This is a genomic window from Sphingomonas olei (genome assembly GCF_045369765.1).
Lineage (GTDB): Bacteria > Pseudomonadota > Alphaproteobacteria > Sphingomonadales > Sphingomonadaceae > Sphingomonas > Sphingomonas panaciterrae.
In genome coordinates, this window is sequence record NZ_JBIQEU010000006.1 from 67,964 (window position 1) to 82,724 (window position 14,761).

The window sequence follows — 14,761 nt, forward strand, 5'->3', positions numbered from 1 at the left end:
ACTGCCCTGCCCCGTGACTAGCCGCGAAGGCGCTGTGCGAGCGTAAGCATCGCTTGGCTGGCGACCACGTCGCCAGCACTGCCGCCGCCCGCCATTACGGCACGCTCCGCCTCGCGTACCAGCACCATCGCCCGCGCGAGCGCCGCAGGCGACCATTGGCGCAACGCCGCGCTGGTGGCCGTCTCTTCCTTGAAGAACACGCGGTGCCGCTTCATCACGCTACCGACGTCATCGCCTCCCGCAACCTCGGCCTTCATTTCGGCGAGTGCAGCCAGCCGGCGGGCAAGCGCACGAAGCCAGGGGATTGACGATATCCCGGCCTCGTCAAGCTGACGGAGCGCCTCTCCAAGCTCCGCCGGTCGCCCGGCGACGAGCGCCGCGACCACGTCGCCCATGTCGGCATCGCCGAGGTCAGCACCCACGGCATCGAGCGCGTCCTGCTCGCAGGCGGCGGGACGATCGGGAGCGGCGTCGAGGTACAGGGCGAGTTTCTCGATCTCGCGCGCGATCACCGCCCGGTCACCTCCCCCCGCGGCTGCGAGGCGGCGCGCGACGCCCGCGCCGAGCCGTAACCCGACCTCACGCGCGAGGTCATTGGCGATCGACTCCATCTGATCGGCGCCGGGGACGTAGCAGGCGAGTGCCAGAGCAGCGGGTGAGTCGAGCGCGAGCTTGCTGAGCTTCGAACTGGCCTTCAGCGCGGGGGCGATCATCACCACGGGGTTGGCGACGCGATCGGCCTCCAGCAGCGCGGTAGCGGCCGCCAGGCTCTCCTCGCCAGCGGCGCTGACCCGAATATGACGCGGCGTGCCGAACAGCGACAGCGAGGCGGCTTCGTCGACCAGTCGCGCCGGGTCGCTGCGCAGCGTGGCGCCGTCGAGGTCGATCCGCTCGGCATCCGGGCCGAGCGCGCGGGGGAGCCGGTTGGCGAGCGCGATCGCCCCCGCCTCGTCCGGGCCGAACAGGAGATAGAGCCGGATGTCGGCAGGCGGGCGATCCAGGGCCGCCTTGAGGCGGGCTTCGGTCGCCTTCATTGCTTGGCGGCGTTCTGCCCCACGGACACCGAAATCCGCGTGATGATCTGATCCGCGACCACATCGGCGAGGCGTTCAAGCGCCGTGGCCTCCGCGGCAATCGTGGCATAGTCCGAACCGACGACGTCAATGCCTGCGTCTGAGCCGGCCGTCGCATCGAGCACCACGCCGTCGTTGCCGACCTCCACCAGCTGGTAGCGTGCACGCAACGTGCGCCGCTCCCGCGCGACCGAATCGTCGCGGCGGATGGCAAGGCCGGTGATCTGGTCGTCGAGCGCAATCTGGAGGCGGTAGCGCGGGCTGGCCGATGCCGGGACGACGCTCATCCGTTCACGCAGCGCATTGGCCAGCAGCCAGCCGGCGCGCCCCTCCATCGGCACGATCTCGATCTCGCCCAGAACCTGTGCGGCCGGGCTGGCGCTGCCGCTGGAATAGAGCGGCTTGAGGCCGCATCCGCCCAGCATCATGAGCGCCGCGGCGAGGGGCAGCAGCCGCCTCATGCGACGATGTTCACCAGGCGATCGGGCACCACGATCACCTTGCGCGGCGGCTTGCCCTCGAGCAAGCGGGCCACCTTTTCGGAGGCGAGCGCCTGAGCCTCGGCGGTTTCCCGCGGCGTGCCCTTTGGCAGCAGGATCGTGTCGCGGAGCTTGCCATTGACCTGCACCGCGACGGTCACTTCGTCATCGACGAGCAGCGCCGGGTCAACAGTCGGCCAGGCGACATCGGCGATCAGCCCCTCGCCGCCCTGCGCGGCCCAGGCCTCCTCGGCCAGATGTGGCACCATCGGTGCGACGATGCGCAGCAGCGTCGCGAGCGCGTCGCTGCGGTCCTGCGACGGCGCCGCCTTCTCGATCGCGTTGGCGAGCGTGTAGATGAGCGCCACGGCCTTGTTGAACTGCAGCCCCTCAATGGCGTCTGCCACGCCCTTCACGGTGCGGTGCGCGGTCTTGCGCAGGCCGATGTCCTCGCCGCCGTCAGCAGCGCTCCCGCCGCCCTCTGAGGCGACCAGACGCCACAGTCGCTGGATGAAGCGCCACGCGCCCTCGATGCCGTTCTCGCTCCACTCCAGATCGCGCTCGGGCGGCGAATCCGACAGCATGAACCAGCGCACCGCGTCGGCGCCATATTGATCGACGATCGGTTCGGGATCGACGGTGTTCTTCTTCGACTTGGACATCTTCTCGACGCGGCCCACCGTGACCGGCTGCCCCGTCGATACTTCGATCCCGTCCTCGATCTCGCCCGGCGACAGCCAGCGACCGTCGGAAGACTTGTAGGTCTCGTGCGTCACCATGCCCTGGGTGAACAGGCCGGCGAATGGCTCAGCGAGATCAATCATTCCGACATGCTGCAAGGCGCGCGTCCAGAAACGCGCATAGAGCAGGTGGAGGATCGCATGTTCCACGCCGCCGATATACTGGCCGACCGGCAGCCACTGCTCGGCTACCGCCTTGTCGAACGGCTTGTCGTCGGGCTGGCTGGCGAAGCGGATGAAATACCAGGACGAATCCGCGAACGTGTCGAGCGTGTCGGTCTCGCGCACAGCATCCGTGCCGCACGAGGGGCACGCGACATGCTTCCACGTGGGATGCCGATCGAGTGGGTTGCCGGGGACCGCGAAGCTGACATCCTCGGGCAGCTTCACCGGCAGCTGATCGAGCGGCACCGGCACTGCGCCGCAATCGGCGCAATGAATGATCGGGATCGGCGTGCCCCAGTAACGCTGGCGGCTGATGCCCCAGTCGCGCAGGCGGTAGACCGTGGTCCCCTCGCCCCAGCCGCCGGCCTCGGCGCGCAGGATCACCTCACGCTTCGCATCCTCGATGTCCATGCCGTCGAGGAAGTGCGAATTCACCAGCGTGCCAGGGCCGGTATAGGCCTCCGCCTCGTGGAATTCGGGCGAATCCTTCGTCCCTTCGGAGACGACGCGGCGGATCGGCAGCTTGTACTTGGTGGCAAACTCGAAATCGCGCTGGTCGTGCGCGGGAACCCCGAACACCGCGCCGACGCCGTAATCCATCAACACGAAGTTCGCGATATACACCGGTAGCTGGATCGTCGGATCGAAGGGATGCGCGGCCTTGTAGCCGGTGTCGAAGCCCTTCTTCTCCTGCGTTTCCAGCTCGGCCGCCGTAGTGCCGCCACGGCGACATTCCTCGATGAACGCCTGCGCGGCGGGATCGCCAGCCGCCACCGACTGCGCCAGTGGGTGATCCGCCGCGACCGCGACGAAGCTGGCGCCGAAGATCGTGTCGGGGCGGGTGGTATAGACCTCCACGACGCCCTCGCCGGTGCCGGCTGCATCGGTCAGCGCGAAGCGGAACGTCAGCCCCTGGCTCTTGCCGATCCAGTTTTCCTGCATCAGCCGGACCTTTTCGGGCCAGTCCTTCAGGTCGGCGAGGCCGGAGAGCAGATCCTCGGCGAAATCAGTAATCTTCAGGAACCACTGGTTGAGCTTGCGCTTCTCGATCAGCGCGCCCGAGCGCCAGCCGCGACCGTCGATCACCTGCTCATTGGCGAGCACGGTCATGTCGACCGGATCCCAGTTCACCGCGCTTTCACGGCGATAGACCAGCCCCGCCGCTAGGAAGCGGAGGAAGATCGCCTGTTCGTGGCCGTAATATTCGGGATCGCAGGTGGCGAATTCGCGCGTCCAGTCGAGCGCGAAGCCCAGCCGCTTCAGCTGCGCCTTCATCGTGGCGATATTGTCACGCGTCCAACCGCCCGGATGCACGCCCTTTTCCATGGCGGCATTTTCCGCCGGCATGCCGAAGGCGTCCCACCCCATCGGATGAAGCACTTCCATGCCGTTCATGCGGCGGAAGCGGGCGAGCACGTCGCCCATCGTGTAATTGCGCACATGGCCCATGTGGATGCGCCCCGACGGATAGGGGAACATCTCAAGAACATAGCTCTTGGGCTTCGGCGAGGAATCGTTGGCGGCAAAAGTGCGACGCTCATCCCACACCCGCTGCCAGCGGGCGTCGGCGGAAAGCGCGTTGAAACGCTGGCTCATGATGGCTGGATCAGTTCAGCGAGGACGCACGCCGCAAGTCGCGCGCCCGGGTCAGGATGATGTCTTCCAGTTTCTGCGTGGTAGCCGCGGTGACGGGTGCCGCCACCCACTGTCCACCCTGGTTGACCTCCTTCAGCGCCGCGACGCGCACCGCATCGGCGCGCAGATCCTGATCGAGGATCGTGACCGTCACCTTCATCCGCTCATTGGGCGTCTGCGGGTTCACATACCAGTCGGTGACGATGACGCCGCCGTTTGAGTCGGTCTGCAGCAGCGGCATGAAGCTGAGCGTGTCGAGCGAGGCGCGCCACAGATAGCTGTTCACGCCGATCGTGGTGACACGGCTGGCAGCAAGATCGGTGGAAACCTTCTGCCGGCCACCGCCACAGCCCACAACGGCAAGGGCAGCGCAAACGACCAGCGCGGAACGCAACGGGCGGAACATGGGCATCGTCCTGATGGAAAACTGGTGACATCGACCTCTACAGAGGCGACCCATTGCCCGCAAGTTCACGGAACCGACGCATCGCCCGGTCCATTCGTCGCGCATAGTGTGGAAAGCGTGCAACACTCGTCCCAAAAGCAACAAGCCAGCATGGCGGCGTGCGAACGAATCGTGTTAGTTGCGTTGCAAGGGTCGGAGGGATTCGTGATCGCTGTTCGTGCGCTAATTGGTGGGTCTGTCGTGGCGCTTGTCGCCTCGGCGCTCGTCGTTGCGCCGGCGATGGGTGCGTCCGAGCTTGATCGCACCACGACCAAGCGCCCGTCGGCGACCCGTTCGGTGGGTGGCTTTACGCCTGCCGCGGCCGATCCGCGCCTTGCCGCCGCCTTTGCGCGCAGCGGCCTTGCCGATGGCCAGTTCCGTTTCACCCCGTCCGAGAATCGTCAGGGCAACCGCCCGGTGACCGTGGCGGTGCGTGCCCGCTCGACGCAGGTTGCCGATGCCGCGCGGACCACCGCGGCCGCGCCGACCGTCGGCCTGGTGCCGGTCGCCTACAACCTTGGCGTATCGGTGGGCTGGAAGCGGTTCGCCGTGACGGGTGACGTGGCGAAGATCGATCTGGCCGGGCAGCCGGGCAGCCGCGAGGCGGCCGATCTGTCGGTCAGCTATTCGATGCCGCGCTTCACCGGCCGGGTGAAGGCAGCGGCGGATCGTCCGCTGCCGGGCACCGCGACGCAGATGGTCGAGGAAGCGCCGAGCTACTCGCTGGATGTGGGCGGCTCCTATTCGCTGACCCGCAACATCGATCTGACCGCCGGCGTGCGCTACAAGTCGGAACGTGAGCGGCTCGCCCGCTTCAACGACGATCGCCGCGACAGCCAGGCCGTCTACCTGGGCACCGCCTTCCGCTTCTGACGATCGCGCGGCGTGGGTTACGTCGCGATGACTCGCTGATCAGTCCAGCCAGGCGTCGATCGCCGCCCAGCCATCGAAATTAGCGCTTTGTCGGAAACGGCGCGCGTCCATGCCGCCAAGCGCGATCCGCCGCATCGGCAAGGCGCGGGCGAGCGCTGCCGCACGCGCCATCCCCAACCCCCGCGCGCCCGGGTGGGAGCGCGTGGCGAAGACCGGCGATACGAAGGCGATTGCAGCGCCAGCGCGGCGCGCGGCGCGTGCTTCGTGCCGATTATGGACCGGCCAGGTGACGAACGCCCCGGACGTGCCGCGATGCACCCCCATCTCGCCCGGCAATGCCACCTCGCCGGCGCGCACCAGTACAAGCCCGCGCGACCGCGCCAGCCGCAGCAGGCGGGCGAACAGCCGCCGCCGCTGCGCCAGCGGGGTGCGATGATGGCGAAAGACGATCCCTGCCCCGCGCGGCAGGCGTTGGACGGCGTGCCACAGCCGCTTCCCCATCCGCTCGTCCGTCATCAACCAGATGCTGGGAATCGGCCGGGTGGTCGGGACAGGCTGGCGGCGCGGCATCCGCCTGCCTATAGCGCGGGCGATGCACGCCGACGACCGTCTCGCCGCGATCACCACCCGCATCGCGCACGCCGCCAAGCTCGCCCGCCGCAGGGCGAGCGATGTGACGCTGATCGCCGTTTCCAAGACGCATGGGGCCGAGGCCATCGTGCCACTGCTGGAGGCCGGCCAGCGCCATTTCGGTGAGAACAGGGTGCAGGAGGCGGCCGCCAAATGGCCGGCGCTGCGCGAGCAATTTCCCGACGTCACGCTGCACCTGATCGGCCAGCTGCAATCGAACAAGGCGGCCGATGCCGTGGCGCTGGCCGACGTGATCCACGCCGTCGATCGGCCCTCACTGGTCGGCGCGCTGGGCCGCGCGATGGATGCGCAGGATCGTCGTCTGCCCTGCTTCGTTCAGGTGAATATTGGCGAGGAGCCGCAAAAGGGCGGGTGCGCGATCGACGACCTGCCCGCGCTGCTTGCCGAGGCGCGGCAGGCGGACCTGCCGGTCGCCGGGTTGATGTGCATTCCCCCGGTCGGGGTCGATGCCGCGCCTTATTTCGCGCTCTTGGCGAAGCTGGCGCGTGAGGAAGGACTAACGGGCCTCAGCATGGGGATGTCGGATGATTTCGAGACAGCGGTGATGATCGGCGCCACCCATGTGCGTATCGGGTCGGCGCTGTTCGGCGCCCGCACCCAGCCGGAAGCGGCCGCATGATCGAGTTCGACGCGCTGCTGTTCGATTTCGATGGCGTGCTGATCGAGAGCGAGTTTCTCGGCAACAAGCATATCGCCGACTTCCTGACCGCGAACGGCCACCCGATCACGCCGGAGGAATCGATGGCCCGCTTCATGGGGCTGGCCGGTCAGGACTTCCTCAACCGTGTGGAGGATTTCATCGGCGGCCCGCTGCCCGGCAATTGGAACGAGGCGCGTCTGGCCGAGAATGAGCGCGTCCTGCTGGAAGGCGTCGAAGAGGTGGTCGGGGGGGTTGCCTTTGTTCGATCGCTGCCGGCCGATCTGCCCAAGGCGGTCGTCTCGTCCAGCTCGACACGGTGGATCAGCACGCACCTGCGGCACCTGGGGTTGGAAGACGTGTTCGGCGATCATCTATATTCCGGGGGAGAGCATGTCACCCGCGGCAAGCCGGCGCCTGACCTGTATTTGCATGGCGCGGCGCAGCTGGGCGTGCCGATCGAACGCTGCGTGATCCTGGAGGATTCGCCCGTCGGGGCCACCGGCGCGGTTGCCAGCGGTGCACATGTGATCGGCCTGTGCGCCGGCAGTCATTGCGCGCTTGGGCATGACGAGCGGCTGCGCAAGATTGGCGTCCACACGATCGCGCACGATTTCGAGGGCGTCCGCCGCGCGCTCGGCCTGCCGGCGAGCGCGTAACCCCGCCAGCACCGCGGCGCGCCCACCCCATATCGGTCAGAGCTGGTGGCCGGTCCGGTCGCGCTTGGTGGCGAGATAATGCTCGTTGTGCGGGTTGGTCGGCAGGAAATGCGGCACCCGCTCCACCACATTGATGCCATGCGCCTCCAGCCCCTGCACCTTGCCGGGGTTGTTGGTCAGCAGCCGGATGTCGCGCTGGCCGAGCAGGTCGAGCATCCGCGCCGCAACGCCGAAATCCCGCGCGTCGATCGCAAAACCCAGACGGGTATTGGCGTCGACCGTGTCGAAGCCCTGATCCTGCAGCGCATAGGCGCGCAGCTTGTTGACGAGGCCGATTCCCCGCCCCTCCTGCCGCAGGTACAAGAGGATGCCCCAGCCGGCCTGAGCGATCGCCTTCAACGCGGCGTCGAGCTGTGGCCCGCAATCGCATTTCAGGCTGCCCAGCGCGTCGCCCGTCAGGCATTCGCTGTGCAGCCGCACCAGCGGCGGCTGACCGTTGGGCGCGCCGATCAGCAGCGCGACGTGTTCGCCCGGCCCCTCCGGTGTGCGGAAGGCGACGATCTCGGCATCTTCGGCATGGGCGACCGGCAGGCGGGCGCGCGCGGCGATGCTGAGGCGTATCGCGTCCTCGTGCGCATCGATATCTGCTGCGGTCAGCGTGACCTCGGCCGGGCCATCCGGGCGGACGAAGAAGGCCGGCAGCATCCCCGCGACCCGCGCGAGCCGCAGCGCCGCGCGTGCGTCGTCGGGGGAGACCACCTCGATTGCACGGAACGGCCCTTTCAGCGGCGTCGCGAGATCAAGCTGCGGATCGGCCAGCGCAGTGCCGCCGGCAAAATCAATCCATGGCGCACGATCGACCAGCACCGGCGCGTCGGGCACGGCAGCCTCGCGCTGATTGGCGAGCTTCAGCGTCTCCGCACGGCCAGCGGAGAGCAGCACGGGCGCCTCAGCCGTGGGATCGAAGGCCTCCAGCCGCAGCGGATCGGCAGTTTCGATCGGCAGAAGCGCAAGCGCACCGATACGGATCGGCCACCCGCGTCGGAGGGCGTCAATCGCCCGCGCCGCCGCCTTGGGATCGGGCTGGCGCGCGCCGGTCAAAAGTCGAACTCCGTCATGATCGGTACGTGATCGGAAGGCTTGAGCCAGCTGCGGCACGCCTCGAACACCTGATGCGATCGTGCCGCCTCAGCCACGTCGCTGGTCGCCCACATGTGATCGAGGCGCCGGCCGCGATCATTCTTGGTCCAGTCGGGCGAGCGATAGCTCCACCAGGTATGGAGCCGCGCCGGGGCGGGGTAGAAATGCCGGCCAAGATCGACCCAGCTGTTGGATTGCTGCAGCCGGCCGAGCGCCTCGACCTCCACCGGGGTATGGCTGACCACCTTGAGCAATGCCTTGTGGCTCCACACGTCGGACGGCAGCGGCGCGATGTTGAAATCGCCGGTCAGGATAGTTGGGCAGTTGAGCGAGGCGGACCATTCGGTCATGCGCTGCACGAAATCGAGCTTCTGGCCGAACTTCGGGTTCACCTCCCGGTCGGGTACGTCGCCGCCGGCCGGCACATAGACATTTTCCAGCCGTACCCCGTTGGGCAGGCGAACGCCGATATGCCGGGCCTCGCGATTGGCCTGCCAATCTAAACGATCGTCCTCGGCCAGCGGCACGCGGCTGATGATCGCGACGCCGTGATGCATTCGCTGGCCGTGGATCAGGACATGATCATAGCCCAGCGCGCGGAAGCTGGCGGCGGGGAAATCCGCATCGATGACCTTGGTTTCCTGAAGGCACAGGATGTCTGGCGCCGCCTCCCGAAGGAATTGCTCGACAATGTCGAGGCGGAAGCGAACCGAATTGATGTTCCAGCTGACGATCTTCACGCCAGTGGCTGTAGCGGGAGGCTGCGCCGCTCACAACCGATCGGCCGATACCCCGTAGCGCGCCGCGAGAGTAGAACCCGCGGAAAAGGAAAGGCCCTCGCTCCGGGGGCATGGAGCGAGGGCCGACCTGGCGTTCGTCACGCAGGGGGAGTGTGGAACATTGTCCGGGCAACAGGGGGAAAATCCCGGATCGCCCCACATCCGCACCTCATGTTCTAGAATCACATACCTGTCGCCTAGATGAACGGAATCTATCTAAATCAATCAGCTGCGCGGGCTGGTCCTCCGTGGATCGTTCCAGCGGAACGTTCCATCGCTCACCGGCACGTTGAAGCGCTGATTATCGAGCCGGATAGTCGTGCGATTACCCTGGCTGTCGAGCGTCACCCAGCCCTGCAGCATGAGCCCACCCGGGGCTGACGCGTCGCGCGCGAAGACCATGGTGATACGACCATATTCAGGGTGTTTGGGGTCATAGCCCTCCACCGACAGCACGCGGGGGTCCGCGCCCGGGATCACCTTGGCATAACGGCTGATATCGCGATCCGGGTTGATCAGCACGCCGAGCGGCGAATTGGTGATCGGCCAGCGCTGCACCTGACGCACCGAATAGTCGATGAAGGTCAGCGCCTTGCCATCGCCGACGACCAGGATCGGTACGCTCTTTTCATATTGGAAGCGGATCTTGCCCGGCTTCTTGAGCGACAGCGTGCCGGTGACCGTCTTGCCGGCGCGGTCGGTCTGCGTGAAATTCGCCGTCATCGTGTTGACCGCGCGCAGATGGTTCTGGACCTGCGCCAGATCACCCGATTGCGCGGCTGCGGGCGCAGCGATGACGACCGCAACAGCAAATGGCACCACAAATTTCACCATGACTCTCCCGTTGGTCACTGCGCGGCGTATCGGCCGGAGGGGTTGAACGCGTGGTGAACCCCCTCCGGTTCCCGTCAGCCGAAGCGATCGCGGCTCAGAACAGGGTGATGATGCCGACCGTCTCGCCCGTGCCGACCCAGCCTTCGTAGATCATCTTGAACGCAACGAAGACGATCACGGCGAGGCCGATATAGGCGATCCAGCGATAGCGGCCGATGATGCGGGCGATGAAATTCGCGGCCAACCCCATCAGCGCGACCGACAGGATCAGGCCAACGACGAGGATGCCGGGATGCTCGCGCGCGGCACCCGCGACGGCGAGAACGTTGTCGAGGCTCATCGACACGTCGGCAATGGCAACCGCCCAGGCGGCCGACGCGAACGACCGCGCGGGCGCGAGGCCCGACCGCTCGTCGCCCTCGATCTCTTCCGAGCCTGCGTTGATGTGCGAATCGGCCCGTAATTCACGCCAGAATTTCCAGCTGACCCATAAGAGCAGCAGGCCGCCGGCAAAGATCAGGCCGACGATCCCCATCAGCCATGTCACCACCAGCGCAAAGGCGATGCGCAGCACGAGGGCGGCGATAATGCCGATCAGGATGACCTTCTTGCGCTGTTCGGCGGGCAGGCCCGCGGCGAGCGCCCCGACGACGACCGCATTGTCGCCGGCCAGCACCAGATCGATCATCAGCACCTGACCGAAGGCGGCCAGCGCCGCAGGCTCGGACAGGTTCGAGAAATCGGCAAGGATATGCTGCCAGATGTCACCCAGCGAGCCGGGCCCCTGTATGGCAGCAGCCGCTTGAGCAAGAAGAGTGAGGATCAACGCAATGGCTCCGGCATGGCTGGTGGTGGAACGGTCCTGAACCGCCCCGGTTGCGCCACGTCGTTATCCCAGCGCAACAGCGTCCGCCAGCGTCGGCTGATATCCGCCGATCAGGAGGCACTCCGCACGTCGCGGACGAACAAAGCCGCGCTTGGCGTCAGTCACGCCCGGTCAGCGCGCGCTCCGGATCGAGCAGGGTGAGGCGAGCGCCCTCTCCTGCGACGGTCGCGTCGTGCCAGCGCCACAACACAAGGTTACGGCCACCGCGATGCTGCGCCGAGGGAACCAGCGCGCCTTGCGCCTCTTCGGCGATCAGCTTGCTCGCGAGCGCCCAGCTTGGCGGCGTCTTGCGATCGATCATGTAGATCTGCCGCCACAAGGCAAGGGTGATGGCCGGATCTGCGTCACCGAGATCAGCGATCGAATCCGCCGCGACGTCAAAGGCGACGAGCGTTCCGGGACGCACCAGATCCTGGTGCATCTCCTGAATCGCGGTGTTGTAATCCGCTGACAGATACAGCGCCGGCGTGCCGACCGGGTTCCAGCGGCCACCGGTCAGATGCGATCCGCTGTCATAGGGGCGCCGCTGCCACCGGACCCCCAGCATGCGCCAGAAGCGTCCGGTGAGCGGCAGAAGCGGCTGGTGCGGCACGGAGCGTCCGATCGCCCGGGCGAGATCAGGCGTAGCTGCCCTGATCCATGCTTTCGAGCGTCCACATGACCGCATCGGCATGGCCGGCCTCCACCAGTTCCTCCGCCGTCTTGCCGAAGCCGGCGATCGGCTGATGCTTGAACCAGATGATCGCCCTGCCCTCGTCGCCCGCCAGTTCCGCGGCGCGCGCGATGATGCGGGCAATCTCGCCCAGCTTTGTCTGCACGGCGGGGCTGTCGGGACGGGCCGCCATGGTGTTGCGGTTCAGATGTGCCAGCTTCGCCAGACGCGACATAGGCAGGCGCAGCCGCTCCGCCATGCGGCGGGGGGCAATCAGGTCCTGATCGCGGATGTCGTCGAGGAAAGCGGCAAGCATGAGTGCACTCCTTGCCTCATATATGCATCCTAACGTGCTTCGGTTCAATGAACCGGGAGATTTCGGGCAGGGGCCGGTCAGGCGTCCACCGCCCCGATGCGCCAGCCATCCCATGTCTGCAGCAGCGCCTGACCATCATCATAAGCGGCGCCCGCCGCCTCACGCGCGGCGCGGCTCGTGCGACTATGCTCGATCATCGACAGCCAGCGTGCGCGCACCGTCGGCACGCGGTCAGGAAGCAGATAGCGGTGCCACAGCCGGGCCACGCGCCGTTCCCGCCACAGCCGCTCCAGCACCGTGCCGACGCGTTCTACGCGCAGCATCGGCGCACGACGGCGCAGTTCACTGACGAGATACGGCGGATAGACCTCCGACCGCTCGGCCAGGATGCCAAGGATGGCGAGTTCGACGAGCTGGTCGTCCATCGTGGCGTCTCCGCCGAATGACGTGACGGATCTGGTCATCGGGTCAGCGCGATCAGCTGCGCGAGGCCGTTGACCCCGGTCTTGGCCATCACGGCAGCGCGATGATCCTCGATCGTCTTGGGCGACAGGCCGAGCTGGTCGGCGATCACCTTGTTGGGGTGGCCCAGCACCAGCAGGTCGAACACCTGACGCTCACGCGCGGTCAGCTGTGCGGTCCGCGCGTGGGTCTCGCGGCGCTGGCGGCTCCAACCCACCCCCTCGGCCACGGCCGCGACCAGGCGATCCTCGTCGATCGGCTTTTCCAGATAATCGAGCCCGCCATAGCGGCGCACGGAATCAACGGCGTTGGCGGTGGTCGGCCAGGCGGTCATGAAGACGATCGACGTCGCCGGATCAATCGCGCGCACGCGATCGGCAAAGGCAAAGCCGTCGAGATCACCCATCATCACGTCGGTCACGATGCATTGGGCAGGTGCCGCGGCATAGAGGCCCAGCAGCGCGGCGGGATCGACAAACGCCTGCGCAGCAAAACCGTGCCGACCGAGCAGGCGCGCCACGCTGGCGCCGAGATCAGCGTCATCATCGACGACATAGACCGGCGTTTCCTTCATTCCGGATCTCCGATCAGCGGCAAGGTGATGGTCGCGCGCACCATCGCATCGCTGCCCGTCTCGCGGGTCAGCGTGCCGCCATGTGCCTCGAGGATCGCACGGGCGACCAGCGTGCCGACCCCCATGCCGGGCTGCGGCGGCAGGTCGGCGCGATGCCGGTTTGCGACGGTGATGATGGCCATCGCACCCTCCTTGCGCGCGGACAGCACCACCTCCCCGCCCCGGCCGCAAGCCTGAGCGGCGTTGCGGACCAGATTGACCAGTGCCTGGGCAAGCTCGACCTCCTGTCCCTCGATCAGGATGTCCGCGTCCAGCGGCTCAATGGTGATCCTCGCGCCCAGGGCGGTAACCTCCGGGCCGGCGAGCGGCAGGACGCTGTCGAAGAGCGCGGTGAGCGGCAGCGGGGTTGGTTGATCGACGGCACGGCCGCCGTAGCGGCGCAGGCGGCGCACCAGATCGGACAATTGCGTCGCCTTGGCATGAATTAGCGCCGCGGTTTTCTCGACCTCCGGGGAGGCGCCCTGTGCGGATTCATGCAGATGCCGCGCCTCGATCGACAGCGTCGACAGCGGCTGCGAGATTTCGTGGATCACCGCGACCGACATGGCGCGCAGCGTCTTCAGGCGCTCGGCCTGGAAGAGCAGCCGATCACGCCTGGCGAGATCCTCGCGCGCCTGGATCTGCGCGTCGGCGAAGCTGCCGGCGAGATATCCCGCGACCGCAATCGTCGCGAGGCCGAGGTGGAGTTGCAACCGATCGCCGGTGTCCATCGCGCCGGCCGAGAGCGGCAGGACGATCGCCGCCACGCACAGCAGCGCCGCCCAGGCCGCCACACGCCCGAACCGCAGGCCAACCCAGGCAATCGCTACCAGCGCCGGCGCCGGCTGCAGACCAAGGCCGATCCACGCGAGACCGCCGGCCACGCCCAGCCCTGCCAGCAACACCCCGAAGGCCTCGACCAACAGAGCAGGCGACGGTCGTCGCACCGGACGCGCGCTCGGCGCGAGCACGGCGTCGGCCACCCAGAGCAAGGGAGGCGCGACCAGCAGCACGCCAAGAAGATCACCAATGGTGAAGGCGCTGAGCGACAGCACGACGCCGCGCACGTCCGCCACCCCGGTCAGCTCAGGCCGCAACAGCGCCTGCGGCAGGGCGGCAAGGGCGGCCGCGAACGGCGCAGCCACGCTCGCCAGCGCAAACGGCATCGGCGGCGCAAAAAAGGCGTCATCCGCCTTTGCCCCGCGGGTCAGCCACTGGACGGCATAGATCGCCAAGCCATAGGCCAGCGCCGGGCGGATGACGCTCAGCACCACCAAGGCCCAGTCCTCGCCGCGAAGAACGACCGCGCCCGTCGCGAGATTGGCTGCAAGCTCGACCGCCGCGACCGGCAGGGTGAAACGCACCCCTGCCCGCCAGAGCAACGCGAAGCGCAGGCCGGCGGCAGGGAACCATAGCGAATAATAGCCATCGCCACCCCAGCGAACCGCGATGGCATGGGCCAGGAGGAACCCGGCCGCGTAGAGGGCGAGAAGCAGCGCATCGGTGCGCAGGCGCGACGCGGTGGGATGCAGGCCTGCCAGCACCGGGGCGCGCCTGTCACCCGGCGCGAAGGAGAGCAAGCGGCTTGCCATTGCCCTTGCCTTGCGCCGGCAGCGAGCGGTTCGCCACCCGGAAAATTCCCGGAGATGAGCGTCTTACCGGGTTTTTCCCGGATGGTGTCCGACGCGCATCAGCGCTGAATGGCGCGGCATGCTCGCTTCA

The 14,761-nt window shown here is 67.2% G+C and carries 17 protein-coding genes; 3 read left to right on the forward strand and 14 right to left on the reverse strand.

The window, feature by feature from the left end:
- Positions 1 to 17 precede the first annotated feature (17 nt).
- Genes holA through ACH0BU_RS09125 form a run of 4 tightly spaced genes read right to left on the reverse strand, consistent with a single transcriptional unit; the run spans position 18 to position 4,498 of the window.
- Positions 18 to 1,034: a DNA polymerase III subunit delta gene (gene holA, locus ACH0BU_RS09110; RefSeq protein WP_500263963.1), complete on the reverse strand. Its 1,017-nt coding sequence runs from the start codon at positions 1,032 to 1,034 to the stop codon at positions 18 to 20.
- Positions 1,031 to 1,534 (reverse strand): LPS assembly lipoprotein LptE, encoded by a 504-nt coding sequence (gene lptE / locus ACH0BU_RS09115; protein WP_136450916.1) that lies wholly within the window; start codon positions 1,532 to 1,534, stop codon positions 1,031 to 1,033. The genes holA and lptE overlap by 4 nt, the downstream gene beginning before the upstream one ends.
- Positions 1,531 to 4,053, reverse strand: a complete 2,523-nt coding sequence (gene leuS, locus ACH0BU_RS09120; protein ID WP_500263964.1) for a leucine--tRNA ligase — start codon at positions 4,051 to 4,053, stop codon at positions 1,531 to 1,533. The genes lptE and leuS overlap by 4 nt, the downstream gene beginning before the upstream one ends.
- Positions 4,054 to 4,063: 10 nt before the next feature.
- Positions 4,064 to 4,498, reverse strand: a complete 435-nt coding sequence (locus tag ACH0BU_RS09125; protein ID WP_046409438.1) for a DUF3576 domain-containing protein — start codon at positions 4,496 to 4,498, stop codon at positions 4,064 to 4,066.
- 204 nt (positions 4,499 to 4,702) lie between these two features.
- Between ACH0BU_RS09125 and ACH0BU_RS09130 the strand changes: the two genes are divergently transcribed.
- Positions 4,703 to 5,410: a porin gene (locus ACH0BU_RS09130; protein WP_241212585.1), complete on the forward strand. Its 708-nt coding sequence runs from the start codon at positions 4,703 to 4,705 to the stop codon at positions 5,408 to 5,410.
- 39 nt (positions 5,411 to 5,449) lie between these two features.
- On the opposite strand, the gene ACH0BU_RS09135 is transcribed toward ACH0BU_RS09130, so the two are convergent.
- Positions 5,450 to 5,926 (reverse strand): thiamine phosphate synthase, encoded by a 477-nt coding sequence (locus ACH0BU_RS09135; RefSeq protein ID WP_136450914.1) that lies wholly within the window; start codon positions 5,924 to 5,926, stop codon positions 5,450 to 5,452.
- Positions 5,927 to 6,002: 76 nt separating this feature from the next.
- Here ACH0BU_RS09135 and ACH0BU_RS09140 point away from each other — a divergent pair, with 76 nt between their 5' ends.
- On the forward strand, positions 6,003 to 6,680 hold the full coding sequence (locus ACH0BU_RS09140) for a YggS family pyridoxal phosphate-dependent enzyme (RefSeq protein WP_136451069.1): 678 nt from the start codon (positions 6,003 to 6,005) through the stop codon (positions 6,678 to 6,680).
- A complete protein-coding gene (locus tag ACH0BU_RS09145; protein ID WP_500263965.1) occupies positions 6,677 to 7,357 on the forward strand; it encodes an HAD family hydrolase in 681 nt (226 codons plus the stop codon). Before ACH0BU_RS09140 ends, ACH0BU_RS09145 begins: the two co-directional genes overlap by 4 nt.
- Positions 7,358 to 7,393: 36 nt before the next feature.
- On the opposite strand, the gene ribA is transcribed toward ACH0BU_RS09145, so the two are convergent.
- The 9 genes from ribA to ACH0BU_RS09190 all read right to left on the reverse strand — a co-directional run bounded on the left by ribA (position 7,394) and on the right by ACH0BU_RS09190 (position 14,631).
- A complete protein-coding gene (gene ribA, locus ACH0BU_RS09150; protein WP_136450912.1) occupies positions 7,394 to 8,458 on the reverse strand; it encodes a GTP cyclohydrolase II in 1,065 nt (354 codons plus the stop codon).
- Positions 8,455 to 9,237: an exodeoxyribonuclease III gene (locus ACH0BU_RS09155; RefSeq protein WP_500263966.1), complete on the reverse strand. Its 783-nt coding sequence runs from the start codon at positions 9,235 to 9,237 to the stop codon at positions 8,455 to 8,457. The genes ribA and ACH0BU_RS09155 overlap by 4 nt, the downstream gene beginning before the upstream one ends.
- A gap of 264 nt (positions 9,238 to 9,501) precedes the next feature.
- Complete coding sequence (locus tag ACH0BU_RS09160; RefSeq protein WP_046409447.1) at positions 9,502 to 10,110, reverse strand: LolA family protein; 609 nt, start codon at positions 10,108 to 10,110, stop codon at positions 9,502 to 9,504.
- A gap of 94 nt (positions 10,111 to 10,204) precedes the next feature.
- Positions 10,205 to 10,942 carry a YjbE family putative metal transport protein gene (locus ACH0BU_RS09165; protein WP_496001755.1) on the reverse strand — a complete coding sequence of 246 codons (738 nt, stop codon included), beginning with the start codon at positions 10,940 to 10,942 and terminating at the stop codon, positions 10,205 to 10,207.
- A 151-nt stretch (positions 10,943 to 11,093) separates the two neighbouring features.
- Positions 11,094 to 11,588: an RES family NAD+ phosphorylase gene (locus ACH0BU_RS09170; RefSeq protein WP_500263967.1), complete on the reverse strand. Its 495-nt coding sequence runs from the start codon at positions 11,586 to 11,588 to the stop codon at positions 11,094 to 11,096.
- Between the two features lie 25 nt (positions 11,589 to 11,613).
- Positions 11,614 to 11,964, reverse strand: a complete 351-nt coding sequence (locus tag ACH0BU_RS09175) for a hypothetical protein (RefSeq protein WP_496001611.1) — start codon at positions 11,962 to 11,964, stop codon at positions 11,614 to 11,616.
- Between the two features lie 77 nt (positions 11,965 to 12,041).
- Positions 12,042 to 12,389 (reverse strand): hypothetical protein, encoded by a 348-nt coding sequence (locus tag ACH0BU_RS09180; RefSeq protein WP_500263968.1) that lies wholly within the window; start codon positions 12,387 to 12,389, stop codon positions 12,042 to 12,044.
- 35 nt (positions 12,390 to 12,424) lie between these two features.
- The gene (locus ACH0BU_RS09185; protein ID WP_500263969.1) at positions 12,425 to 13,000 is read right to left on the reverse strand and encodes a response regulator transcription factor; all 576 of its coding nucleotides are present in this window, start codon (positions 12,998 to 13,000) and stop codon (positions 12,425 to 12,427) included.
- Positions 12,997 to 14,631: an ATP-binding protein gene (locus ACH0BU_RS09190; protein ID WP_500263970.1), complete on the reverse strand. Its 1,635-nt coding sequence runs from the start codon at positions 14,629 to 14,631 to the stop codon at positions 12,997 to 12,999. Before ACH0BU_RS09190 ends, ACH0BU_RS09185 begins: the two co-directional genes overlap by 4 nt.
- Between the last annotated feature and the right edge of the window lie 130 nt (positions 14,632 to 14,761).

What these genes read in the sequence shown, in the direction of transcription:
- holA (WP_500263963.1), bottom strand. Translation starts at nt 1,034, where the DNA reads ATGAAGGCGACCGAAGCCCGCCTCAAGGCGGCCCTGGATCGCCCGCCT.
- lptE (WP_136450916.1), bottom strand. Translation starts at nt 1,534, where the DNA reads ATGAGGCGGCTGCTGCCCCTCGCCGCGGCGCTCATGATGCTGGGCGGA.
- leuS (WP_500263964.1), bottom strand. Translation starts at nt 4,053, where the DNA reads ATGAGCCAGCGTTTCAACGCGCTTTCCGCCGACGCCCGCTGGCAGCGG.
- ACH0BU_RS09125 (WP_046409438.1), bottom strand. Translation starts at nt 4,498, where the DNA reads ATGTTCCGCCCGTTGCGTTCCGCGCTGGTCGTTTGCGCTGCCCTTGCC.
- ACH0BU_RS09135 (WP_136450914.1), bottom strand. Translation starts at nt 5,926, where the DNA reads ATGACGGACGAGCGGATGGGGAAGCGGCTGTGGCACGCCGTCCAACGC.
- ACH0BU_RS09140 (WP_136451069.1), top strand. Translation starts at nt 6,003, where the DNA reads ATGCACGCCGACGACCGTCTCGCCGCGATCACCACCCGCATCGCGCAC.
- ACH0BU_RS09145 (WP_500263965.1), top strand. Translation starts at nt 6,677, where the DNA reads ATGATCGAGTTCGACGCGCTGCTGTTCGATTTCGATGGCGTGCTGATC.
- ACH0BU_RS09160 (WP_046409447.1), bottom strand. Translation starts at nt 10,110, where the DNA reads ATGGTGAAATTTGTGGTGCCATTTGCTGTTGCGGTCGTCATCGCTGCG.
- ACH0BU_RS09175 (WP_496001611.1), bottom strand. Translation starts at nt 11,964, where the DNA reads ATGCTTGCCGCTTTCCTCGACGACATCCGCGATCAGGACCTGATTGCC.
- ACH0BU_RS09180 (WP_500263968.1), bottom strand. Translation starts at nt 12,389, where the DNA reads ATGGACGACCAGCTCGTCGAACTCGCCATCCTTGGCATCCTGGCCGAG.
- ACH0BU_RS09185 (WP_500263969.1), bottom strand. Translation starts at nt 13,000, where the DNA reads ATGAAGGAAACGCCGGTCTATGTCGTCGATGATGACGCTGATCTCGGC.
- ACH0BU_RS09190 (WP_500263970.1), bottom strand. Translation starts at nt 14,631, where the DNA reads ATGGCAAGCCGCTTGCTCTCCTTCGCGCCGGGTGACAGGCGCGCCCCG.